Origin of the sequence: Pseudomonas xanthosomatis, assembly GCF_019139835.1 — a bacterium.
Lineage (GTDB): Bacteria > Pseudomonadota > Gammaproteobacteria > Pseudomonadales > Pseudomonadaceae > Aquipseudomonas > Aquipseudomonas fakonensis.
Window position 1 is genome coordinate 1,290,001 of sequence record NZ_CP077075.1, and the last position, 24,374, is coordinate 1,314,374.

Genomic DNA, 24,374 nt, shown 5'->3' on the forward strand with positions numbered 1-24,374 from the left:
TAGTCGCTGGGTATAGACCCGAAACCGGGCGATCTATCCATGGGCAGGTTGAAGGTTAGGTAACACTGACTGGAGGACCGAACCGACTACCGTTGAAAAGTTAGCGGATGACCTGTGGATCGGAGTGAAAGGCTAATCAAGCTCGGAGATAGCTGGTTCTCCTCGAAAGCTATTTAGGTAGCGCCTCATGTATCACTGTAGGGGGTAGAGCACTGTTTCGGCTAGGGGGTCATCCCGACTTACCAAACCGATGCAAACTCCGAATACCTACAAGTGCCGAGCATGGGAGACACACGGCGGGTGCTAACGTCCGTCGTGAAAAGGGAAACAACCCAGACCGTCAGCTAAGGTCCCAAAGTCATGGTTAAGTGGGAAACGATGTGGGAAGGCTTAGACAGCTAGGAGGTTGGCTTAGAAGCAGCCACCCTTTAAAGAAAGCGTAATAGCTCACTAGTCGAGTCGGCCTGCGCGGAAGATGTAACGGGGCTCAAACCATGCACCGAAGCTACGGGTATCACCTTTGGTGATGCGGTAGAGGAGCGTTCTGTAAGCCTGTGAAGGTGAGTTGAGAAGCTTGCTGGAGGTATCAGAAGTGCGAATGCTGACATGAGTAACGACAATGCGAGTGAAAAACTCGCACGCCGAAAGACCAAGGTTTCCTGCGCAACGTTAATCGACGCAGGGTTAGTCGGTCCCTAAGGCGAGGCTGAAAAGCGTAGTCGATGGAAAACAGGTTAATATTCCTGTACTTCTAGTTATTGCGATGGAGGGACGGAGAAGGCTAGGCCAGCTTGGCGTTGGTTGTCCAAGTTTAAGGTGGTAGGCTGAAATCTTAGGCAAATCCGGGATTTCAAGGCCGAGAGCTGATGACGAGTGCTCATTAGAGCGCGAAGTGGTTGATGCCATGCTTCCAAGAAAAGCTCCTAAGCTTCAGATAACTAGGAACCGTACCCCAAACCGACACAGGTGGTTAGGTAGAGAATACCAAGGCGCTTGAGAGAACTCGGGTGAAGGAACTAGGCAAAATGGCACCGTAACTTCGGGAGAAGGTGCGCCGGCGAGGGTTAAGGACTTGCTCCGTAAGCCCATGCCGGTCGAAGATACCAGGCCGCTGCGACTGTTTATTAAAAACACAGCACTCTGCAAACACGAAAGTGGACGTATAGGGTGTGACGCCTGCCCGGTGCCGGAAGGTTAATTGATGGGGTTAGCGCAAGCGAAGCTCTTGATCGAAGCCCCGGTAAACGGCGGCCGTAACTATAACGGTCCTAAGGTAGCGAAATTCCTTGTCGGGTAAGTTCCGACCTGCACGAATGGCGTAACGATGGCGGCGCTGTCTCCACCCGAGACTCAGTGAAATTGAAATCGCTGTGAAGATGCAGTGTATCCGCGGCTAGACGGAAAGACCCCGTGAACCTTTACTATAGCTTTGCACTGGACTTTGAGCTTGCTTGTGTAGGATAGGTGGGAGGCTTTGAAGTGGGGACGCCAGTTCTCATGGAGCCATCCTTGAAATACCACCCTGGCAACCTTGAGGTTCTAACTCAGGTCCGTTATCCGGATCGAGGACAGTGTATGGTGGGTAGTTTGACTGGGGCGGTCTCCTCCCAAAGAGTAACGGAGGAGTACGAAGGTGCGCTCAGACCGGTCGGAAATCGGTCGTAGAGTATAAAGGCAAAAGCGCGCTTGACTGCGAGACACACACGTCGAGCAGGTACGAAAGTAGGTCTTAGTGATCCGGTGGTTCTGTATGGAAGGGCCATCGCTCAACGGATAAAAGGTACTCCGGGGATAACAGGCTGATACCGCCCAAGAGTTCATATCGACGGCGGTGTTTGGCACCTCGATGTCGGCTCATCACATCCTGGGGCTGAAGCCGGTCCCAAGGGTATGGCTGTTCGCCATTTAAAGTGGTACGCGAGCTGGGTTTAGAACGTCGTGAGACAGTTCGGTCCCTATCTGCCGTGGACGTTTGAGATTTGAGAGGGGCTGCTCCTAGTACGAGAGGACCGGAGTGGACGAACCTCTGGTGTTCCGGTTGTCACGCCAGTGGCATTGCCGGGTAGCTATGTTCGGAAGAGATAACCGCTGAAAGCATCTAAGCGGGAAACTTGCCTCAAGATGAGATCTCACTGGGATCTTGAATCCCCTAAAGGGCCGTCGAAGACTACGACGTTGATAGGTTGGGTGTGTAAGCGCTGTGAGGCGTTGAGCTAACCAATACTAATTGCCCGTGAGGCTTGACCATATAACACCCAAGCAATTTGCGCGTAAGCCGAATTGTGGTGGTGAAGACGAAAGAACCGAAAGTTCACAACGTCAGCAAGAACCACAAATATCACATATCCGAATTCGCTGGGCTGTTCATCTGAACGGACTGGCTACCGAATTTCTTGACGACCATAGAGCATTGGAACCACCTGATCCCATCCCGAACTCAGCAGTGAAACGATGCATCGCCGATGGTAGTGTGGGGTTTCCCCATGTGAGAGTAGGTCATCGTCAAGATTCATTTCGCAAAACCCCTATCTGCGCATGCAGGTAGGGGTTTTGTCTTTGTGCGGCGGAAAACCAGAGCCCCGCTATGCGGCCCGCCCAGGCAACGCACATACCTGCCAAGGCCCTATCGCCGGCAAGCCGGCTCCTACACAAAAAAAGCAGCGATCCGCTGCCATCAGTCCCCCATTGGCCCTTTTCCTATGCAAGTCAACGACCCGTGGCTATCATGCCAGCCTTATTCCAAGTCGAGACTGGCATGCTGAAGTTGTTGAATCTCCTCAAGGACGGCCGGTTCCATTCCGGAGAAGCCTTGGGGGCAGCCATCGGGGTAAGCCGCAGCGCTGTCTGGAAGCAGCTGCAGCACCTGGAAGCCGAGCTGAACCTCACCATTCATAAAGTCCGCGGGCGTGGTTACCAGTTGGCGGCACCGCTCACCCTGCTCGATGCTCAGGCCATAGCCGAGTTTGCCGAGGGTGAGCAGTGGCCCGTTTTCATCCATGAAACCATCGACTCGACCAATGCCGAAGGCTTGCGCCTCGCCAGTGCAGGGCAAGCAGCGCCATTTCTAGTGCTGGCTGAGCGTCAGAGCGCCGGGCGTGGCCGTCGTGGGCGCATGTGGGTAAGCCCTTTCGCTGAAAACCTGTATTACAGCCTGGTGCTGCGGGTCGATGGTGGTATGCGGCAGTTGGAAGGTCTGAGCCTGGTGGTTGGCTTGGCGGTTATGCGTGTGCTGCAGGGTTTCGGGGTCAAGGATGTAGGGCTTAAGTGGCCCAATGATGTCTTGGTCCGCGGGCGCAAAATCACCGGCATTCTCCTCGAGCTGGTCGGTGACCCGGCAGATGTCTGCCATGTCGTGCTCGGCATCGGCATCAATGTGAACATGCAAGCCAATGAGCAGGTCGACCAGCAGTGGACGTCGATGCGCCAAGAGGCGGGTGTCGCTATTGATCGCAATCGCCTGGTTGCGTCCCTGAACCAGCAGTTGCGGCATGAACTGGCGCGTCATCGGCGTTACGGCTTTGCTGCATTCCAGGAGGAGTGGGAGCATGCCAATCTTTGGCAGGGGCGTGATGTTTCGCTCATTGCCGGCGCTACTCGCATTAATGGTGTGGTGCTGGGCGTGGACGGGCAGGGCGGTTTGCGCCTTGACGTTGATGGTGTAGAGAAGAGCTTCAGTGCTGGTGAGCTCAGTTTGAGGTTGCGTGATGATTCTTGAGCTCGATTGCGGTAACAGCTTCATCAAGTGGCGCGTGATACACGCAGCCGACGCCACCATTGTCGGTGGCGGTATTGTCGATTCTGATCAAGTGCTGGTCGATGCGGTCGGCGCTCTTGCGTCATTGCGCCTTACTGGCTGTCGAGTCGTCAGTGTGCGCAGTGAAGACGAAACAGCAGCGATCTGTGCGTTGATCGGCCAAGCCTTCGCCGTCACGGCTCGCGTTGCCGAGCCGGCACAGCAGATGGCCGGTGTGCGCAACGGCTATGAAGATTACCAGCGGCTGGGCATGGATCGTTGGCTGGCGGCGCTGGGGGCTTTTCATCTGGCGCGGCGTGCTTGCCTGGTCATCGACCTGGGCACTGCGGCCAAGTCGGACTTCATTTCCGCAGACGGGGAGCACCTGGGCGGCTACATCTGCCCGGGCATGCCCTTGATGCGCAGCCAGTTGCGTACCCACACCCGGCGCATACGTTACGACGATGCCTCTGCCGAGCGTGCGCTGAGCAGTCTTGCTCCTGGGCGTTCCACTGTCGAGGCAGTCGAGCGCGGGTGCGTATTGATGCTGCAAGGTTTTGCCCGCTCCCAGCTCGAGCAGGCACGGGCCTTGTGGGGTGATGACTTCACCGTATTCCTGACGGGTGGGGATGCGCCACTGGTGCGCGAGGCAGCACCACAGGCACGGGTGGTACCTGACCTGGTATTCGTCGGCCTAGCTATGGCTTGTCCACTGGACTGAGGTGGTTATGCGTTGGTTGTTTCTACTGTTGCTGGTACTCAACGTCTTCTATTACGTCTGGCACCAACAGGAAGCCCCGCTGAAGGTGAAGGATGTCGCTCCCTTGTCGTTGTACAAAGGCAATCAACAGGAGATTCGCCTGCTCAAGGAAACCGGTGCGTCGGCGCCGCCGCGTCGGCGAGATGAGTGCTTGGTGGTTGGCGGGCTGAGCGCTCGCGAACAGCTGGAGGCTTTGCGTCAACGCCTGGTTAGCCTGGATATCGGCGCCGTGCCGGTAGCAGGCCAACTGCCGGGGGCGGATGGCCTTTGGCTCAAGATATCCCCGGAAAGCGAGCGTTTGCTGGACCAGGAAGTGCTCTCCAGTCTTTCCAACGATTTCAAAGACTTAAAACATAAAATTATTTTCTGCCAAGGTATTGCAACTGGCGAATAGCTTGATAGAATGGCGCCCGCTTCACAGGGAACGCCACTGAGGTGGTAGATCTGGAGGCGGTGTCAAAGTAGCTAAGCTTCAGATTTGATTGAAAAAATTTGAAAAAGAGCTTGACACTGAGGCGGCAGGCGAATAGAATGCCCGCCACATCTGGAGGGATTCCCGAGCGGCCAAAGGGGACGGACTGTAAATCCGTTGCGAGAGCTTCGAAGGTTCGAATCCTTCTCCCTCCACCAGTTTTAGCGAGAGCCGCAAGCTCCGCGGGTATAGTTTAGTGGTAGAACCTCAGCCTTCCAAGCTGATGATGCGGGTTCGATTCCCGCTACCCGCTCCAAGTTTGCTGTTTTTGCACAAAGTGTTTCGCTCTTGTAGCTCAGTTGGTAGAGCACACCCTTGGTAAGGGTGAGGTCAGCGGTTCAAGTCCGCTCAAGAGCTCCATATAAACAAGGCAGATATGAAAATATCTGCCTTTGTTTTATCAGTGCAATGACTATTTCTTCTGCGGAGGACTGTATCGATGGCTAAGGAAAAGTTTGATCGTTCCCTTCCCCACGTTAACGTCGGCACTATCGGCCACGTTGACCACGGTAAGACCACTCTGACTGCAGCTCTGACCCGCGTCTGCTCCGAAGTTTTCGGTTCGGCCGTTGTTGAGTTCGACAAGATCGACTCGGCTCCAGAAGAGAAAGCGCGCGGTATCACCATCAACACCGCTCACGTCGAGTACAACTCGAACATTCGTCACTACGCTCACGTTGACTGCCCAGGTCACGCTGACTACGTGAAGAACATGATCACCGGTGCTGCCCAGATGGACGGCGCGATCCTGGTTTGCTCGGCCGCCGATGGTCCGATGCCACAAACCCGTGAGCACATCCTGCTGTCCCGTCAGGTTGGCGTTCCGTACATCGTGGTCTTCCTGAACAAGGCTGACCTGGTAGACGACGCTGAGCTGCTGGAACTGGTCGAGATGGAAGTTCGCGACCTGCTGTCCACCTACGACTTCCCAGGCGACGACACCCCGATCATCATCGGTTCGGCTCGTATGGCTCTGGAAGGCAAAGACGACAACGAAATGGGCACTACCGCTGTCAAGAAGCTGGTAGAAACTCTGGATGCCTACATCCCTGAGCCAGTTCGTGCCATCGACCAGCCGTTCCTGATGCCGATCGAAGACGTATTCTCGATCTCGGGTCGTGGTACCGTTGTTACCGGCCGTATCGAGCGTGGTATCGTCCGCGTTCAAGACCCGCTGGAAATCGTTGGTCTGCGTGACACTACCACTACCACCTGCACCGGCGTTGAGATGTTCCGCAAGCTGCTGGACGAAGGTCGTGCTGGCGAGAACTGCGGCGTCCTGCTGCGTGGTACCAAGCGTGACGACGTTGAGCGTGGCCAGGTTCTGGTCAAGCCGGGTTCGGTCAAGCCGCACACCAAGTTCACCGCAGAAGTCTACGTCCTGTCGAAGGAGGAAGGCGGTCGTCACACTCCGTTCTTCAAAGGCTACCGTCCTCAGTTCTACTTCCGTACCACTGACGTGACCGGTAACTGCGAACTGCCGGAAGGCGTTGAAATGGTAATGCCAGGTGACAACATCCAGATGACTGTCACCCTGATCAAGACCATCGCGATGGAAGACGGTCTGCGCTTCGCCATCCGTGAGGGCGGTCGTACCGTCGGCGCCGGCGTCGTAGCAAAAATTATTGAATAAGTAGTTGATTTACTTGATCGGGCCGGTATAATGGCCGGCCTGATACAGCGTTAAAGGTCAGTAGCTCAATTGGCAGAGCGACGGTCTCCAAAACCGTAGGTTGGGGGTTCGATTCCCTCCTGACCTGCCATTCACCTCGGTGTGATTGGCTTTCTTCTTACAGGATCCTCCCCGATGACTCCCAAAACTGAAGCCCAAGATTCGCGTTTTGATCTGTTCAAGTGGCTCGCTGTTGTCGCATTGGTAGTTGTTGGTGTCGTGGGTAATCAGTATTACTCCGCATCCCCAATCCTGTATCGCGTGCTCGTCCTGCTTGTTCTGGCTGCTGTCGCGGGCTTCGTTGCCCTGCAGACCGCCAAGGGTAAGTCGTTCTTTGCGCTGGCGAAGGAAGCACGTACCGAGATCCGTAAAGTCGTGTGGCCAACCCGCCAGGAAACCACTCAGACCACGCTGATTGTCGTGGCTGTCGTTCTGGTTATGGCGCTGGTGCTGTGGGGTCTCGACTCCCTGCTCGGCTGGTTGGTCTCCCTGATTGTTGGCTAAAGGTGTCCCGTGGCTAAGCGTTGGTATGTAGTGCATGCTTACTCGGGTTACGAGAAGCATGTCATGCGCTCCCTGGTAGAGCGCGTCAAGCTGGCTGGCATGGAAGACGAGTTCGGCGAAATCCTGGTTCCGACCGAGGAAGTCGTCGAAATGCGTAACGGCCAGAAGCGCAAGAGCGAGCGCAAGTTCTTCCCGGGCTATGTGCTGGTTCAGATGGAAATGAACGAAGGGACTTGGCACCTTGTCAAGGACACCCCTCGTGTTATGGGTTTCATCGGTGGTACCGCAGACAAGCCTGCGCCTATCACTGATAAAGAAGCTGAGGCCATCCTGCGTCGCGTAGCTGACGGCAGTGACAAGCCTAAGCCGAAGACGTTGTTCGAACCGGGTGAAGTGGTTCGCGTTATTGATGGTCCCTTCGCTGACTTCAATGGCAACGTCGAAGAAGTTAACTACGAAAAGAGCCGTCTGCAGGTTGCAGTGCTCATTTTCGGTCGCTCCACCCCGGTGGAGCTCGAGTTCAGCCAGGTCGAGAAGGTCTAGCGGAACGCAGCATCCCATACCCCGCAGCCCTATGTGCTGCGGGGTTTTGTCGTCACTGGGATAAAACGCAAGTCATCCGGGGAGCCATCAGGCGTTCGTACCCGATTTTGGAGTAGCTCATGGCTAAGAAGATTCAGGCTTACATCAAGCTGCAAGTAAAGGCCGGCCAGGCCAACCCAAGCCCACCCGTTGGTCCAGCACTGGGTCAACATGGTGTGAACATCATGGAATTCTGCAAGGCCTTCAACGCCCGTACTCAGGGTCAAGAGCCAGGTCTGCCGACTCCAGTGATCATCACTGTCTACAGCGACCGTAGCTTCACCTTCGAGACCAAGAGCACCCCTGCCTCGGTTCTGCTGAAGAAAGCTGCTGGCCTGACCAGTGGTTCGGCTCGCCCGAACACCGTCAAAGTCGGTACCGTGAACCGTGCTCAGCTGGAAGAGATCGCCAAGGCCAAGCAGGCTGATCTGACCGCCGCTGACCTGGACGCTGCTGTACGCACCATCGCTGGCTCTGCCCGCAGCATGGGCCTGAACGTGGAGGGTGTGTAATGGCTAAGCTGACCAAGCGCCAAAAGGCTATCGCCGAGAAAATCGAAGCAGGCAAGGCCTACAACTTCGAAGAAGCGGCAACTCTGCTGGCTTCGCTGCCGGCTGCCAAGTTCGTCGAGTCCTACGACATCGCCGTAAACCTCGGTGTTGACCCACGTAAATCCGACCAGGTCGTTCGTAGCGCTACCGTGCTGCCACACGGCACTGGCAAGACCGTACGTGTTGCTGTCTTCACCCAGGGCCCAGCTGCTGAAGCCGCTCTGGCTGCCGGCGCTGACCGCGTAGGTATGGACGATCTGGCTGCCGAAATGAAAGCCGGCGACCTGAACTATGACGTCGTCATCGCATCGCCTGATGCCATGCGCGTTGTAGGTCAACTGGGTCAGGTTCTGGGTCCTCGTGGCCTGATGCCTAACCCGAAAGTGGGTACCGTATCCCCAGACGTAGCCGGCGCTGTCAAAAACGCCAAGGCTGGTCAGGTTCGCTACCGTACCGACAAGAACGGTATCATCCACACCTCCGTTGGCAAGGTCGGCTTCGAAGCCGGCAAGCTGAAGGAAAACGTTGAAGCCCTGATCGCCGATCTGAAGCGTATCAAGCCAGCTTCTTCGAAAGGTATCTACGTCAAGCGCGTTACCCTGAGCACCACCATGGGCCCAGGTCTGGTCATCGATCAGAGCTCGCTGAACGTGTAATGCTCGGCCGCGGCAACCTGGTTGCCGCGGCCAACTAAATTGGGGTCCCTGCCTGGCGGGGGCTATCCAAGACCGTAGGCGGCGCAAGCCTTAAACCACAAGCCTACGCAGATGGTGCTCCCGATTCGTTCGCGAATCAGACACCAAAACGACATCCGGCCTCGGCTGGATGAAACGGTAGAAACCAGGAGTAAACCCGTGGCAATTAAACTCGAAGACAAGAAGGCCATCGTCGCTGAAGTCAACGAGGCTGCCAAAGTCGCTCTGTCCGCTGTCGTGGCTGATGCCCGTGGTGTGACTGTAGGCGCAATGACCGGACTCCGTAAAGAGGCCCGCGAAGCTGGCGTTTACGTACGCGTCGTACGTAACACCCTGCTCAAGCGCGCTGTTGAAGGCACCGAGTTTTCGGTCCTCAACGACGTGTTCAAAGGCCCGACCCTGATCGCCTTCTCCAACGAACACCCGGGCGCTGCTGCCCGTCTGTTCAAAGAGTTCGCCAAGGGTCAGGACAAGTTCGAGATCAAGGCAGCTGCGTTTGACGGCAATTTCATTGCAGCGAACCAGATCGACGTGTTGGCTACCCTGCCGACCCGCGACGAAGCTATCGCAAAACTGATGAGCGTGATCCAAGGCGCCACCAGCAAGCTGGCTCGTACTCTGGCAGCCATTCGCGACCAGAAAGAAGCTACCGCTGCCTAAGGCACGCGAAACTCTTTCAAAATCATATGTTTAATTTGATGGCTGCGTAGGCTGTCACCCCAATACAGGATTTAAGTCATGTCCCTGACTAACGAGCAAATCATCGAAGCAATCGGCCAGAAAACCGTTCTGGAAATTGTTGAGCTGATCAAAGCTATGGAAGAAACCTTCGGCGTTACCGCTGCTGTTGCCGCTGCCGGCCCAGCTGCTGCTGCTGCCGTTGTTGAAGAGCAGACCGAGTTCAACGTTGTCCTGGTTGAAGCCGGCGACAAGAAAGTGAACGTCATTAAAGCCGTTCGCGAGCTGACCGGTCTGGGCCTGAAAGAAGCCAAAGAGAAAGTCGATGGCGCTCCTCAGGTTGTAGCTGAAGGCGTTTCGAAAGAAGCCGCTGAAGACGCTAAGAAGAAGCTGGAAGAAGCAGGCGCTAAAGTCGAGCTGAAGTAATTTCGACTTTGCGACTCCAGTCCGAGCGTTGAGCGAAGGGCTGATGGCTGGTGGCTTATGCCACCGGCCTTTTTCCGTTATTGGTGGCCGATCAGGTCGGCCCCGATAACGAGCTGCAAGACACCCAAGAGGGTGGCGCAAACCATGGGGTTTGCACGATTTTCGGCTGCTCCCGCCGGGAGATGCCAAATAAGCAGGTGACCAAGCTGGGGAATGCTGATGGCTTACTCATACACTGAGAAAAAACGTATCCGCAAGGACTTTAGCAAGTTGCCGGACGTCATGGACGTGCCTTACCTCCTGGCAATCCAGCTGGATTCGTATCGCGAATTCCTGCAGGCGGGAGCATCCAAGGACCAGTTCCGCGACGTCGGCCTGCATGCGGCCTTCAAATCGGTATTCCCGATCATCAGCTACTCCGGCAATGCTGCCCTGGAGTACGTCGGCTATCGCCTGGGCGAGCCGGCTTTCGATGTGAAGGAATGTGTCCTGCGCGGTGTGACCTTTGCGGTCCCGCTGCGGGTGAAGGTGCGCCTGATCATCTTCGACAAGGAATCGTCGAACAAAGCGATCAAGGACATCAAAGAGCAAGAAGTCTACATGGGTGAAATCCCCCTGATGACTGAGAACGGTACCTTCGTTATCAACGGTACCGAGCGTGTGATCGTGTCCCAGTTGCACCGTTCGCCGGGTGTGTTCTTCGACCACGACCGTGGCAAGACCCACAGCTCCGGCAAGCTGCTGTACTCCGCACGCATCATCCCTTACCGCGGTTCGTGGCTGGACTTCGAGTTCGACCCGAAAGACTGCGTGTTCGTGCGTATCGACCGTCGCCGCAAGCTGCCGGCCTCGGTGCTGCTGCGTGCCCTGGGTTACAGCACTGAAGAAGTGCTCAACACCTTCTACACCACCAACGTCTTCCACATCTCCGGCGAGAAACTCAGCCTGGAGCTGGTGCCGCAGCGTCTGCGTGGTGAAGTCGCGGTCATGGACATCCATGACGGCAGCGGCAAGGTCATCGTCGAGCAAGGCCGCCGTATTACCGCGCGCCACATCAACCAGCTGGAAAAAGCTGGCGTGAAGGAGCTGGACGTGCCGATGGAATACGTACTGGGTCGCACCAGTGCCAAGGCCATCGTGCACCCGGCTACCGGCGAGATTCTGGCCGAGTGCAACACCGAGCTGACCACCGATCTGCTGATCAAGATCGCCAAGGCTCAGGTCGTTCGCATCGAGACCCTGTACACCAACGACATCGACTGCGGTCCGTTCATCTCGGACACTCTGAAGATCGACACCACCAGCAACCAGCTGGAAGCCCTGGTCGAGATCTACCGCATGATGCGTCCAGGCGAGCCGCCAACCAAGGACGCCGCCGAGACCCTGTTCAATAACCTGTTCTTCAGCGCCGAGCGTTACGACCTGTCCGCCGTTGGCCGCATGAAGTTCAACCGTCGTATCGGTCGTACCGAGATCGAAGGTTCGGGCGTGCTGAGCAAGGAAGATATCGTCGAGGTCCTCAAGACCTTGGTCGACATCCGTAACGGCAAAGGCATCGTCGACGACATCGACCACCTGGGTAACCGTCGCGTCCGCTGCGTCGGCGAGATGGCCGAGAACCAGTTCCGCGTTGGCCTGGTGCGTGTAGAGCGCGCGGTCAAAGAGCGTCTGTCGATGGCCGAAAGCGAAGGCCTGATGCCGCAGGACCTGATCAACGCCAAGCCGGTTGCGGCGGCGGTGAAAGAGTTCTTCGGTTCCAGCCAGCTCTCGCAGTTCATGGACCAGAACAACCCGCTCTCCGAAATCACCCACAAGCGCCGTGTTTCTGCGCTCGGCCCTGGTGGTCTGACCCGTGAGCGCGCAGGCTTCGAAGTCCGCGACGTACACCCGACCCACTACGGCCGTGTGTGCCCGATCGAGACGCCGGAAGGCCCGAACATCGGTCTGATCAACTCCCTGGCAGCCTATGCCCGCACCAACCAGTACGGCTTCCTCGAAAGCCCGTACCGCGTGGTGAAAGAGGGTGTGGTCAGCGACGACATCGTGTTCCTGTCGGCCATCGAAGAAGCTGATCACGTCATCGCCCAGGCCTCGGCCGCGATGAACGAGAAGAAGCAGCTGATCGACGAGCTGGTAGCTGTTCGTCACCTGAACGAATTCACCGTCAAGGCGCCGGAAGACGTCACCCTGATGGACGTTTCGCCGAAGCAGGTTGTTTCCGTCGCTGCCTCGTTGATTCCGTTCCTCGAGCACGACGACGCCAACCGTGCATTGATGGGTTCGAACATGCAGCGTCAGGCTGTACCGACCCTGCGCGCCGACAAGCCGCTGGTAGGTACCGGCATGGAGCGCAACGTCGCCCGTGACTCCGGTGTCTGCGTGGTTGCTCGTCGCGGTGGTGTGATCGACTCGGTCGACGCCAGCCGTATCGTCGTTCGCGTCAATGACGACGAAGTCGAGACCGGCGAAGCAGGTGTGGATATCTACAACCTGACCAAGTACACCCGTTCGAACCAGAACACCTGCATCAACCAGCGTCCGCTGGTGAGCAAGGGTGACAAGGTTCAGCGCAGCGACATCATGGCCGATGGTCCGTCCACCGACATGGGTGAGCTGGCACTGGGTCAGAACATGCGCATCGCGTTCATGGCGTGGAACGGCTTCAACTTCGAAGACTCCATCTGCCTGTCCGAGCGTGTGGTTCAGGAAGACCGCTTCACCACGATCCACATTCAGGAACTGACCTGTGTGGCCCGTGACACCAAGCTTGGCCCAGAAGAAATCACCGCAGACATCCCGAACGTGGGTGAAGCTGCGCTGAACAAGCTGGACGAAGCCGGTATCGTCTACGTAGGTGCCGAAGTCGGCGCCGGCGACATCCTGGTCGGCAAGGTCACCCCGAAAGGCGAGACCCAGCTGACTCCGGAAGAAAAACTGCTGCGCGCGATCTTCGGCGAGAAGGCCAGCGACGTCAAAGACACCTCCCTGCGCGTACCGACCGGTACCAAGGGCACCGTCATCGACGTACAGGTCTTCACCCGTGATGGCGTCGAGCGCGACAGCCGCGCCCTGGCCATCGAGAAGATGCAGCTGGACGAGATCCGCAAGGACCTCAACGAAGAGTTCCGCATCGTCGAAGGCGCAACCTTCGAGCGTCTGCGTTCGGCTCTGAACGGCCAGGTGGTCGACGGTGGTGCGGGCCTGAAGAAAGGCACCGTGATCAGCGACGAGGTCCTGAACGGTCTGGAGCATGGCCAGTGGTTCAAACTGCGCATGGCCGAAGATGCACTGAACGAGCAGCTGGAAAAGGCTCAGCAGTACATCGTCGATCGCCGTCGCCTGCTGGACGACAAGTTCGAAGACAAGAAGCGCAAGCTGCAGCAGGGCGATGACCTGGCACCGGGCGTACTGAAGATCGTCAAGGTCTACCTGGCCATCCGCCGTCGCATCCAGCCGGGTGACAAGATGGCCGGTCGTCACGGTAACAAGGGTGTCGTCTCGGTAATCATGCCGGTCGAAGACATGCCGCACGACGCCAACGGTACTCCGGTCGACGTCGTACTGAACCCGCTGGGCGTACCTTCGCGTATGAACGTCGGGCAGATCCTCGAAACCCACCTGGGCCTCGCGGCCAAAGGTCTGGGCGAGAAGATCGACCGCATGATCGAAGAGCAGCGTAAAGCCGCTGAAATCCGTGGCTTCCTCACCGAGATCTACAACGAGATCGGTGGTCGTCAGGAGAACCTGGAAGAGTTCACCGACGCAGAGATCCTCGCCCTGGCCCACAACCTGAAGAAAGGCGTGCCTATGGCCACTCCAGTCTTCGACGGTGCCAAAGAGCGTGAGATCAAGGCCATGCTGAAACTGGCAGACCTGCCAGAAAGCGGCCAGATGCAGCTGTTCGACGGCCGCACCGGCAACAAGTTCGAGCGTCCTGTGACCGTTGGTTACATGTACATGCTCAAGCTGAACCACTTGGTGGACGACAAGATGCACGCGCGTTCCACTGGTTCCTACAGCCTGGTTACCCAGCAGCCGCTGGGTGGTAAGGCGCAGTTCGGTGGTCAGCGTTTCGGGGAGATGGAAGTGTGGGCGCTGGAAGCATACGGCGCGGCATACACCCTGCAAGAAATGCTCACAGTGAAGTCGGACGACGTGAACGGCCGTACCAAGATGTACAAGAACATCGTGGATGGCGATCACCGTATGGAGCCGGGCATGCCCGAGTCCTTCAACGTGTTGATCAAAGAGATCCGTTCGCTCGGTATCGATATCGATCTGGAAACCGAATAACACGTGACGCGAAGGGGAGTGGGCAGGTAATGCCTGCTCCCTGCTCCGCCAGGAGGAAAGGCCTTGAAAGACCTACTGAATTTGCTGAAAAACCAGGGTCAAGTCGAAGAGTTCGACGCCATCCGCATCGGTCTGGCGTCGCCTGAAATGATCCGTTCGTGGTCGTTCGGTGAAGTCAAAAAGCCCGAGACCATCAACTACCGTACGTTCAAGCCTGAGCGTGACGGCCTGTTCTGCGCCAAGATCTTTGGCCCAGTCAAGGACTACGAGTGCCTGTGCGGCAAGTACAAGCGCCTCAAGCACCGCGGCGTAATCTGCGAGAAGTGTGGCGTTGAAGTTGCCTTGGCCAAGGTTCGTCGTGAGCGCATGGCGCACATCGAACTGGCCTCGCCGGTTGCCCACATCTGGTTCCTGAAGTCGCTGCCGTCCCGTATCGGCCTGCTGATGGACATGACCCTGCGTGATATCGAGCGCGTGCTCTACTTCGAGAGCTATGTCGTTATCGACCCGGGCATGACCACCCTCGAGAAGGGCCAGCTGCTGAACGACGAGCAGTACTTCGAAGCGCTGGAAGAGTTCGGTGACGACTTCGACGCCCGCATGGGTGCCGAGGCTGTTCGCGAGCTGCTGCACGCTATCGACCTGGAGCACGAGATCGGCCGTCTGCGCGAAGAAATTCCGCAAACCAACTCGGAAACCAAGATCAAGAAGCTGTCCAAGCGCCTGAAGCTGATGGAAGCTTTCCAGGGCTCGGGCAACCTGCCTGAGTGGATGGTCCTGACCGTCCTGCCTGTGCTGCCGCCGGACCTGCGTCCGCTGGTACCGCTGGATGGCGGCCGCTTCGCGACCTCCGACCTGAACGATCTGTATCGTCGGGTGATCAACCGTAACAACCGTCTGAAGCGCCTGCTCGATCTGTCCGCGCCGGACATCATCGTGCGCAACGAAAAGCGCATGCTGCAGGAAGCGGTCGACGCCCTGCTCGACAACGGCCGTCGCGGTCGCGCCATCACCGGCTCGAACAAGCGTCCGCTGAAGTCGCTGGCCGACATGATCAAAGGTAAGCAAGGTCGCTTCCGCCAGAACTTGCTCGGTAAGCGCGTTGACTATTCTGGCCGTTCGGTAATTACCGTAGGCCCGACCCTGCGCCTGCACCAGTGCGGTCTGCCGAAGAAGATGGCGCTGGAGCTGTTCAAGCCGTTCATTTTCGGCAAGCTGGAAATGCGTGGTCTGGCGACCACCATCAAGGCCGCCAAGAAGATGGTCGAGCGTGAACTGCCAGAGGTCTGGGACGTTCTCGCCGAGGTGATCCGCGAACACCCCGTACTGCTCAACCGTGCGCCGACCCTGCACCGTCTGGGTATCCAGGCCTTTGAACCGGTTCTGATCGAAGGTAAGGCTATCCAGCTGCACCCGCTGGTCTGCGCCGCGTACAACGCCGATTTCGACGGTGACCAGATGGCCGTTCACGTGCCGCTGACCCTGGAAGCCCAGCTCGAAGCGCGCGCGCTGATGATGTCGACCAACAACATCCTGTCGCCAGCCAACGGTGAGCCAATCATCGTTCCGTCGCAGGACGTTGTACTGGGTCTGTACTACATGACCCGTGAAGCCATCAACGCCAAGGGCGAAGGTCGCGTATTCGCTGACCTGCAGGAAGTCGACCGCGTATTCCGCGCCGGCGAAGCCGCCCTGCACGCGAAAATCAAGGTCCGTATCAACGAGACCGTGAACGACCGTGATGGCAGCGTCACCAAGAACACCCGCATCGTCGACACCACCGTCGGCCGTGCGCTGCTGTTCCAGGTTGTACCGGCAGGCCTGCCGTACGACGTGGTGAACCAGCCGATGAAGAAAAAGGCGATCTCCAAGCTGATCAACCAGTGCTACCGCGTGGTTGGTCTGAAAGAGACCGTTATCTTCGCCGACCAGCTGATGTACACCGGTTTCGCCTACTCCACCATCTCTGGCGTGTCCATTGGTGTGAACGACTTCGTCATCCCGGATGAGAAGGCGCGCATCATCGACAGCGCTACCGATGAAGTGAAGGAAATCGAGAGCCAGTACGCCTCCGGCCTGGTAACCCAGGGCGAGAAGTACAACAAGGTCATCGACTTGTGGTCCAAGGCGAACGACGAAGTGTCCAAGGCGATGATGGCCAACCTCTCGAAAGAGAAGGTCATCGACCGCGAGGGCAACGAAGTCGACCAAGAGTCCTTCAACTCGATGTACATGATGGCCGACTCCGGTGCCCGTGGTTCCGCGGCCCAGATTCGTCAGCTGGCCGGTATGCGTGGCCTGATGGCCAAGCCGGACGGCTCGATCATCGAGACGCCGATCACCGCGAACTTCCGTGAAGGTCTGAGCGTACTGCAGTACTTCATCTCGACCCACGGTGCTCGTAAGGGTCTGGCGGATACCGCACTGAAGACCGCGAACTCCGGTTACCTGACCCGTCGTCTGGTAGACGTGGCGCAAGACCTGGTAGTGACCGAGATCGACTGCGGCACCGACCAGGGCCTGCTGATGACCCCGCACATCGAAGGCGGCGACGTTGTCGAGCCGCTGGGTGAGCGCGTACTGGGCCGTGTCATCGCCCGTGACGTGTTCAAGCCAGGCACCGAGGACGTCATCGTTCCGGCCGGTACCCTGGTCGACGAGCAGTGGGTCGAGTTCATCGAGCTGAACAGCATCGACGAAGTGATCGTGCGTTCGCCGATCAGCTGCGAAACCCGCTTCGGCATCTGCGCCAAGTGCTACGGTCGTGACCTGGCTCGCGGTCACCAGGTGAACATCGGTGAAGCTGTCGGCGTTATCGCTGCGCAGTCGATCGGTGAGCCGGGTACCCAGCTGACCATGCGTACGTTCCACATCGGTGGTGCTGCAAGCCGTACTTCGGCTGCCGACAGCGTCCAGGTGAAGAACGGCGGTATGGTGCGTCTGCACAACCTGAAGCAGGTCGAGCGTGCCGATGGCAACCTGGTTGCCGTATCGCGTTCCGGCGAGCTGGCCATTGCCGACGAGTTCGGCCGTGAGCGTGAGCGCTACAAGCTGCCGTACGGTGCGGTGATTTCGGTCAAGGAAGGTGAGAAGGTCGAAGCTGGCGCCATCGTCGCCAAGTGGGACCCGCACACCCACCCGATCGTTACCGAACTGAAAGGTACCGTGACCTTCGTGGGCATGGAAGAAAACATCACCATCAAGCGCCAGACCGACGAACTGACCGGCCTGACCAACATTGAAGTGATGGACGTCAAGGATCGCCCTGCCGCAGGCAAGGAAATCCGCCCGGCCATCAAGATGGTCGATGCTGCAGGCAAGGACCTGTACCTGCCAGGTACCGACGTACCGGCTCAGTACTTCCTGCCCGCCAACGCCCTCGTCGGTGTGGCTGACGGTGCCCAGATCGGCGTCGGTGACGTTATTGCACGTATCCCGCAAGAAACGTCGAAGACCCGTGACATCACCGGTGGTCTGCCACGCGTTGCCGACCTGTTCGAAGCGCGTCGTCCGAAAGAAGCCTCGATTCTGGCTGAAGTCAGCGGCACGATTGCCTTCGGTAAAGAAACCAAGGGCAAGCGTCGTCTGGTCATCACCCCGACCGATGGCAGCGATCCGTACGAAGAGCTGATTCCGAAGTGGCGCCACCTGAACGTCTTCGAAGGCGAACAGGTAAACCGCGGCGAAGTTATCTCCGACGGCCCGAGCGATCCGCACGACATCCTGCGTCTGCTGGGTGTGAGCGCGCTGGCGAAGTACATCGTCAACGAGATCCAGGACGTTTACCGTCTGCAGGGCGTGAAGATCAACGACAAGCACATCGAGACCATCCTCCGTCAGATGCTGCGTAAAGTTGAGATTTCCGAGTCGGGCGATTCCAGCTTCATCAAGGGCGACCAGATGGAACTGACCCAGGTACTGGTAGAGAACGAGCGTCTCGCCGGCGAGGACAAGTTCATCTCCAAGTTCACCCGCGTGCTGCTGGGTATCACCAAGGCCTCGCTGTCCACCGAATCGTTCATCTCGGCGGCTTCCTTCCAGGAAACCACCCGCGTACTGACCGAAGCGGCGGTAACCGGCAAGCGCGACTACCTGCGCGGCCTGAAAGAGAACGTGGTCGTGGGTCGTCTGATCCCGGCCGGTACCGGTCTGGCCTACCACAGCGAGCGCAAGCGTCGCCGTGATGCCGACAAACCGCTGCGTGTAAGCGCCAGTGAGGTGGAAGCCGCACTGACCGAAGCGCTGAATTCCAGCGGTAACTAAGTACAGGGCAGGGCCCCGGCAACCCTCGAACGGGCATCGGTGACATGAATTGTTGCCGATGATCGGGCGAGGAGGGCCGGGGCCTCGTCTTGACTGGGTGCAAGATCCTCTTTAGACTTTTGTACCCTTAAATTTGGTGAGGCTCCGTCTCGCCAATTTTTGGCTTTCTTGCAAGACAATAGAGTCGCAAGACAATCAGTGGAGCTAGTAGATGGCAACTATCAACCAGCTGGTACGTCAGCCGCGCAAGCGTTCGGTCGAGAAGTCCGACGTTCCTGCGCTGCAGAACTGCCCGCAACGTCGTGGCGTGTGCACCCGCGTGTACACCACCACGCCGAAAAAACCTAACTCGGCACTGCGTAAAGTTTGCCGTGTGCGTCTGACCAACGGTTTCGAGGTTTCCTCGTACATCGGCGGTGAAGGCCACAACCTGCAAGAGCACAGCGTCGTCCTGATCCGTGGCGGCCGTGTAAAAGACTTGCCAGGTGTTCGTTACCACACCGTTCGCGGCTCTCTGGATACTTCGGGCGTCAAAGGCCGTAACCAGGGTCGTTCGAAGTACGGTACCAAGCGTCCGAAGTAATCGGCCGTTTGCAGACATCCATTTTTTTGAGTCGATAAGAGTAAGGTCGGGCAGGGGTCGAAGACCCACGTCCCGGGCTAACCTGAAGACCGTTTGAGGGCTTATCATGCCAAGACGTCGTGTAGCAGCAAAACGTGAGATCCTTGACGATCCGAAGTACGGATCCCAGATCCTCGCCAAGTTCATGAACCACGTGATGGAAAGCGGCAAGAAGGCCGTAGCCGAGCGCATCGTTTACGGTGCCCTGGATACCGTCAAAGCACGCAAGAACAGCGACCCCCTGGAAATCTTCGAGAAAGCTCTCGACGCCATCGCTCCGCTGGTCGAAGTAAAGTCCCGCCGTGTCGGCGGTGCCACTTACCAGGTTCCGGTTGAAGTTCGTCCATCCCGTCGTAACGCTCTGGCAATGCGCTGGCTCGTAGACTACGCCCGCAAGCGCGGCGAGAAGTCGATGGCCCTGCGTCTGGCCGGCGAACTGCTGGATGCTGCCGAAGGCAAAGGTGCTGCAGTCAAGAAGCGTGAAGACGTTCACCGTATGGCTGAAGCCAACAAAGCGTTCTCGCACTACCGCTTCTAATTCAAGCATCAATCATTTTGCGAGGGCTTTATGGCTCGTACTACAGCAATTAACCGCTACCGTAACATTGGTATCTGCGCCCACGTTGACGCGGGCAAGACCACCACTACCGAGCGGATCTTGTTCTACACAGGTCTGAGCCACAAGATGGGCGAGGTGCACGACGGCGCCGCGACCACCGACTGGATGGTGCAGGAGCAGGAGCGCGGTATCACCATTACCTCCGCTGCCGTTACCACCTTCTGGAAAGGTTCCCGTGGTCAGTACGACAACTACCGCGTAAACGTCATCGATACCCCCGGCCACGTTGACTTCACCATTGAAGTAGAGCGTTCGCTGCGTGTACTCGACGGCGCGGTCGTTGTGTTCTGCGGTACTTCCGGCGTTGAGCCACAGTCCGAAACCGTATGGCGTCAGGCCAACAAGTACGGCGTTCCACGTGTTGTCTACGTGAACAAGATGGACCGTGCTGGTGCCAACTTCCTGCGCGTTATCGGCCAGATCAAGAACCGTCTGGGTCACACCCCGGTTCCGGTCCAGCTGGCTATCGGTGCGGAAGACGACTTCCAGGGTCAGGTTGACCTGATCAAGATGAAAGCCATCTACTGGAACGACGACGACAAGGGTACTACCTACCGCGAGGAAGAAATTCCTGCTGAGCTGGTGGACCTGGCCAACGAATGGCGCAGCAACATGGTCGAGGCTGCTGCCGAGGCCAATGAAGAGCTGATGAACAAGTACCTTGAAGAAGGTGACCTGTCCATCGAAGACATCAAGGCTGGTCTGCGCGCCCGTACCCTGGCGAGCGAGATCGTTCCTGCTGTCTGCGGTTCCTCGTTCAAGAACAAGGGCGTTCCCCTGGTTCTCGACGCCGTTATCGATTTCCTGCCTGCGCCAACCGAGATCCCTGCGATCAAGGGTATCCACCCTGATCTGATCGACGTGCCGAAGGACGAAGTTACTCCAGAGCAGTACGACGAGCGTCCTGCTGACGACAACGAGCCGTTCTCGGCCCTGGCGTTCAAGATTGCCACCGACCCGTTCGTTGGTACTCTGACCTTCGTTCGCGTTTACTCGGGCTTCCTGACCTCCGGTGACTCCGTCATCAACTCGGTCAAGGGCAAGAAAGAGCGCGTTGGTCGTATGGTTCAGATGCACGCCAACCAGCGTGAAGAGATCAAAGAAGTACGCGCTGGCGACATCGCTGCTCTGATCGGCATGAAGGACGTCACCACCGGTGACACCCTGTGCAATGCCGACAAGCCGATCATCCTCGAGCGCATGGACTTCCCTGAGCCGGTAATTTCGCTCTCCGTAGAGCCGAAAACCAAGGCTGACCAGGAGAAGATGGGTATCGCACTGGGCAAGCTGGCCCAGGAAGACCCGTCGTTCCGCGTCAAGACCGACGAAGAAACCGGCCAGACCATCATCTCCGGTATGGGTGAGCTGCACCTGGACATCCTCGTTGACCGCATGAAGCGCGAGTTCAACGTCGAGTGCAACGTCGGCAAGCCGCAGGTTTCGTACCGCGAGAAGATCACCAAGTCCAACGTCGAAATCGAAGGTAAGTTCGTTCGTCAGTCGGGTGGTCGTGGTCAGTTTGGTCACTGCTGGATCCGTTTCTCGGAGCCAGAGCAGGACGAGAAGGGCAACATCACCGAAGGTCTGGTGTTCTCCAACGAAGTCGTTGGTGGCGTGATTCCTAAGGAATTCATCGCCCCGATCCAGAAGGGTATCGAAGAGCAGATGAAGAACGGCGTTGTCGCCGGTTATCCTCTGATCGGCCTGAAGGCCACGGTATTCGACGGTTCGTACCACGACGTCGACTCCAACGAAATGGCGTTCAAAATCGCTGCTTCGATGGCAACCAAGCAACTGGCCCAGAAGGGCGGTGGCGTGGTGCTTGAGCCGATCATGAAGGTCGAAGTTGTAACCCCGGAAGACTACCTGGGTGACGTGATGGGTGACCTGAGCCGTCGTCGTGGGATGATCCAGGGTAACGAAGACTCGGTGTCCGGCAAGGTAATCACTGCTGAGGTACCGCTGGGAGAGATGTTCGGTTACGCGACCGACGTTCGTTCCATGTCTCAGGGTCGCGCAAGCTACTCCATGGAATTCTCGAAATACGCTGAAGCTCCGTCGAACATCGTCGAAGCTCTCATTAAAAAACAAGGCTGATTCAGCCCCTTTAGGCTAGGAGTTCACTGTCGTGGCTAAAGAAAAATTTGACCGTTCCCTTCCCCACGTTAACGTCGGCACCATCGGCCACGTTGACCACGGTAAGACCACTCTGACTGCAGCTCTGACCCGCGTCTGCTCCGAAGTTTTCGGTTCGGCCGTTGTTGAGTTCGACAAGATCGACTCGGCTCCAGAAGAGAAAGCGCGCGGTATCACCATCAACACCGCTCACGTCGAGTACAACTCGAACATTCGTCACTACGCTCACGTTGACTGCCCAGGTCACGCTGACTACGTGAAGAACATGATCACCGGTGCTGCCCAGATGGACGGCGCGATCCTGGTTTGCTCGGCCGCCGATGGTCCGATGCCACAAACCCGTGAGCACATCCTGCTGTCCCGTCAGGTTGGCGTTCCGTACATCGTGGTCTTCCTGAACAAGGCTGACCTGGTAGACGACGCTGAGCTGCTGGAACTGGTCGAGATGGAAGTTCGCGACCTGCTGTCCACCTACGACTTCCCAGGCGACGACACCCCGATCATCATCGGTTCGGCTCGTATGGCTCTGGAAGGCAAAGACGACAACGAAATGGGCACTACCGCTGTCAAGAAGCTGGTAGAAACTCTGGATGCCTACATCCCTGAGCCAGTTCGTGCCATCGACCAGCCGTTCCTGATGCCGATCGAAGACGTATTCTCGATCTCGGGTCGTGGTACCGTTGTTACCGGCCGTATCGAGCGTGGTATCGTCCGCGTTCAAGACCCGCTGGAAATCGTTGGTCTGCGTGACACCACCACCACCACCTGCACCGGCGTTGAGATGTTCCGCAAGCTGCTGGACGAAGGTCGTGCTGGCGAGAACTGCGGCGTCCTGCTGCGTGGTACCAAGCGTGACGACGTTGAGCGTGGCCAGGTTCTGGTCAAGCCGGGTTCGGTCAAGCCGCACACCAAGTTCACCGCAGAAGTCTACGTCCTGTCGAAGGAAGAAGGCGGTCGTCACACTCCGTTCTTCAAAGGCTACCGTCCTCAGTTCTACTTCCGTACCACTGACGTGACCGGTAACTGCGAACTGCCGGAAGGCGTTGAAATGGTAATGCCAGGTGACAACATCCAGATGACTGTCACCCTGATCAAGACCATCGCGATGGAAGACGGTCTGCGCTTCGCCATCCGTGAAGGCGGTCGTACCGTCGGCGCCGGCGTCGTAGCCAAAATCATCGAGTAATCACTCGACCGATTGAAAAAAACCCCCGCTCAGCGGGGGTTTTTTTTATTAGGTTGACACTAAATTGGGGCGTCTATAGAATCACGCCTCCTTTTAGCGGGCGTAGTGCGTCCGTTGGGAACAGCCTGGAGTCTGAAATCCAATGCAAAATCAGCAAATCCGTATCAGGTTGAAGGCTTTCGACCATCGCCTGATCGACCAATCCACCCAGGAAATCGTGGAAACCGCGAAACGTACTGGTGCACAAGTGCGTGGTCCAATTCCACTGCCTACCCGCAAAGAGCGTTTCACCGTTCTGGTCTCCCCGCACGTCAACAAAGACGCGCGTGACCAGTACGAGATTCGCACTCATAAGCGTGTTCTGGACATCGTCCAGCCAACGGATAAAACCGTTGACGCGCTGATGAAGCTCGATCTGGCGGCCGGTGTGGAAGTGCAGATCAGCCTCGGCTAAGACTTCGGTCTGGTCGTGTAACGCTCTGAAATGGGCGGCCATAGCGGGTGAAAGCCCCGTACACTCATGAGGTTTACAACATGACTATTGGTGTAGTCGGTCGAAAAGCGGGTATGACCCGTATTTTCACCGAAGAAGGTGTCTCCATTCCGGTCACGGTCATCGAGATCGAGCCGAATCGCGTCACCCAGTTCAAAACCGAAGAAACTGATGGCTACCGTGCAGTGCAAGTCACTGTCGGCGAGCGTCGTGCTTCGCGCGTGACCGCCGCTCAGGCAGGCCACTTTGCCAAGGCCAACGTTGCCGCTGGTCGCGGTGTCTGGGAGTTCCGTCTTGAAGAAGGCGATTTCCAGGCTGGCGATCTGATCAAAGCTGAACTCTTCACTGCAGGCCAGCTGGTAGACGTAACCGGTCAGTCCAAAGGTAAAGGCTTCGCCGGTACCATCAAGCGTTGGAACTTCCGTGGTCAAGATAACACCCACGGTAACTCCGTATCGCACCGTGTCCCTGGCTCCATCGGCCAGTGCCAGACTCCTGGTCGTGTATTCAAGGGCAAGAAAATGTCCGGTCACATGGGCGCTGAGCGCGTGACTGTGCAGTCCCTGGAAGTAGTACGCGTAGACGCTGAACGCAACCTGCTGCTGATCAAGGGTGCCGTTCCAGGCGCTACTGGCGGCGACGTGGTTGTGCGTCCAGCTGTCAAGGCTCGCGGGTAAGGGGAAACTGAC

Annotated in this window: 18 protein-coding genes, 4 tRNA genes and 2 rRNA genes (1 of these 24 running past the window's edge); all 24 read left to right on the forward strand. The window is 57.6% G+C overall.

What is annotated here, in order from left to right:
* Positions 1–2,248, forward strand: a 23S ribosomal RNA gene (locus tag KSS93_RS05615) (it extends 645 nt beyond the left edge of the window).
* A gap of 144 nt (positions 2,249–2,392) precedes the next feature.
* Positions 2,393–2,508, forward strand: a 5S ribosomal RNA gene (gene rrf / locus KSS93_RS05620).
* Positions 2,509–2,755: 247 nt separating this feature from the next.
* Positions 2,756–3,715, forward strand: coding sequence for a bifunctional biotin--[acetyl-CoA-carboxylase] ligase/biotin operon repressor BirA (gene birA, locus KSS93_RS05625; protein ID WP_217887501.1), 960 nt, complete (start codon positions 2,756–2,758; stop codon positions 3,713–3,715).
* On the forward strand, positions 3,705–4,454 hold the full coding sequence (locus KSS93_RS05630; RefSeq protein WP_217887502.1) for a pantothenate kinase: 750 nt from the start codon (positions 3,705–3,707) through the stop codon (positions 4,452–4,454). The genes birA and KSS93_RS05630 overlap by 11 nt, the downstream gene beginning before the upstream one ends.
* Before the next feature lie 7 nt (positions 4,455–4,461).
* On the forward strand, positions 4,462–4,887 hold the full coding sequence (locus tag KSS93_RS05635; RefSeq protein ID WP_217887503.1) for a hypothetical protein: 426 nt from the start codon (positions 4,462–4,464) through the stop codon (positions 4,885–4,887).
* Between the two features lie 152 nt (positions 4,888–5,039).
* Positions 5,040–5,123, forward strand: a tRNA-Tyr gene (locus KSS93_RS05640).
* A gap of 24 nt (positions 5,124–5,147) precedes the next feature.
* Positions 5,148–5,221: transfer RNA gene (locus KSS93_RS05645), tRNA-Gly, on the forward strand.
* Positions 5,222–5,249: 28 nt separating this feature from the next.
* A tRNA-Thr gene (locus KSS93_RS05650) sits at positions 5,250–5,325 on the forward strand.
* A 79-nt stretch (positions 5,326–5,404) separates the two neighbouring features.
* Positions 5,405–6,598 (forward strand): elongation factor Tu, encoded by a 1,194-nt coding sequence (tuf, locus tag KSS93_RS05655; RefSeq protein ID WP_010951775.1) that lies wholly within the window; start codon positions 5,405–5,407, stop codon positions 6,596–6,598.
* Between the two features lie 54 nt (positions 6,599–6,652).
* Positions 6,653–6,728 (forward strand) — tRNA-Trp (locus KSS93_RS05660).
* A 44-nt stretch (positions 6,729–6,772) separates the two neighbouring features.
* Positions 6,773–7,141 (forward strand): preprotein translocase subunit SecE, encoded by a 369-nt coding sequence (secE, locus tag KSS93_RS05665; RefSeq protein ID WP_217841527.1) that lies wholly within the window; start codon positions 6,773–6,775, stop codon positions 7,139–7,141.
* Positions 7,142–7,150: 9 nt separating this feature from the next.
* Positions 7,151–7,684, forward strand: a complete 534-nt coding sequence (gene nusG / locus KSS93_RS05670; protein WP_217841528.1) for a transcription termination/antitermination protein NusG — start codon at positions 7,151–7,153, stop codon at positions 7,682–7,684.
* Between the two features lie 119 nt (positions 7,685–7,803).
* The gene (rplK, locus tag KSS93_RS05675) at positions 7,804–8,235 is read left to right on the forward strand and encodes a 50S ribosomal protein L11 (protein WP_217841529.1); all 432 of its coding nucleotides are present in this window, start codon (positions 7,804–7,806) and stop codon (positions 8,233–8,235) included.
* Positions 8,235–8,930: a 50S ribosomal protein L1 gene (gene rplA / locus KSS93_RS05680; protein WP_217841530.1), complete on the forward strand. Its 696-nt coding sequence runs from the start codon at positions 8,235–8,237 to the stop codon at positions 8,928–8,930. The genes rplK and rplA overlap by 1 nt, the downstream gene beginning before the upstream one ends.
* Positions 8,931–9,128: 198 nt before the next feature.
* Complete coding sequence (rplJ, locus tag KSS93_RS05685; RefSeq protein ID WP_217841531.1) at positions 9,129–9,629, forward strand: 50S ribosomal protein L10; 501 nt, start codon at positions 9,129–9,131, stop codon at positions 9,627–9,629.
* A gap of 78 nt (positions 9,630–9,707) precedes the next feature.
* Positions 9,708–10,073 carry a 50S ribosomal protein L7/L12 gene (gene rplL / locus KSS93_RS05690; RefSeq protein ID WP_217841532.1) on the forward strand — a complete coding sequence of 122 codons (366 nt, stop codon included), beginning with the start codon at positions 9,708–9,710 and terminating at the stop codon, positions 10,071–10,073.
* Positions 10,074–10,292: 219 nt separating this feature from the next.
* Entirely contained in the window at positions 10,293–14,366 is a 4,074-nt protein-coding gene (gene rpoB, locus KSS93_RS05695; protein WP_217887504.1) for a DNA-directed RNA polymerase subunit beta, read from the forward strand.
* Positions 14,367–14,429: 63 nt separating this feature from the next.
* Positions 14,430–18,629, forward strand: coding sequence for a DNA-directed RNA polymerase subunit beta' (gene rpoC / locus KSS93_RS05700; protein WP_217841534.1), 4,200 nt, complete (start codon positions 14,430–14,432; stop codon positions 18,627–18,629).
* Positions 18,630–18,840: 211 nt separating this feature from the next.
* Positions 18,841–19,212 (forward strand): 30S ribosomal protein S12, encoded by a 372-nt coding sequence (gene rpsL / locus KSS93_RS05705; RefSeq protein ID WP_003255492.1) that lies wholly within the window; start codon positions 18,841–18,843, stop codon positions 19,210–19,212.
* Positions 19,213–19,318: 106 nt separating this feature from the next.
* Complete coding sequence (gene rpsG, locus KSS93_RS05710) at positions 19,319–19,789, forward strand: 30S ribosomal protein S7 (protein WP_003246741.1); 471 nt, start codon at positions 19,319–19,321, stop codon at positions 19,787–19,789.
* 30 nt (positions 19,790–19,819) lie between these two features.
* Positions 19,820–21,967, forward strand: a complete 2,148-nt coding sequence (gene fusA / locus KSS93_RS05715) for an elongation factor G (protein WP_217841535.1) — start codon at positions 19,820–19,822, stop codon at positions 21,965–21,967.
* A gap of 31 nt (positions 21,968–21,998) precedes the next feature.
* Positions 21,999–23,192, forward strand: coding sequence for an elongation factor Tu (gene tuf, locus KSS93_RS05720; RefSeq protein ID WP_010951775.1), 1,194 nt, complete (start codon positions 21,999–22,001; stop codon positions 23,190–23,192).
* 142 nt (positions 23,193–23,334) lie between these two features.
* Positions 23,335–23,646, forward strand: a complete 312-nt coding sequence (gene rpsJ / locus KSS93_RS05725) for a 30S ribosomal protein S10 (protein WP_003186070.1) — start codon at positions 23,335–23,337, stop codon at positions 23,644–23,646.
* 80 nt (positions 23,647–23,726) lie between these two features.
* Positions 23,727–24,362: a 50S ribosomal protein L3 gene (gene rplC / locus KSS93_RS05730; RefSeq protein WP_011531887.1), complete on the forward strand. Its 636-nt coding sequence runs from the start codon at positions 23,727–23,729 to the stop codon at positions 24,360–24,362.
* The last annotated feature ends 12 nt before the right edge of the window (positions 24,363–24,374 follow it).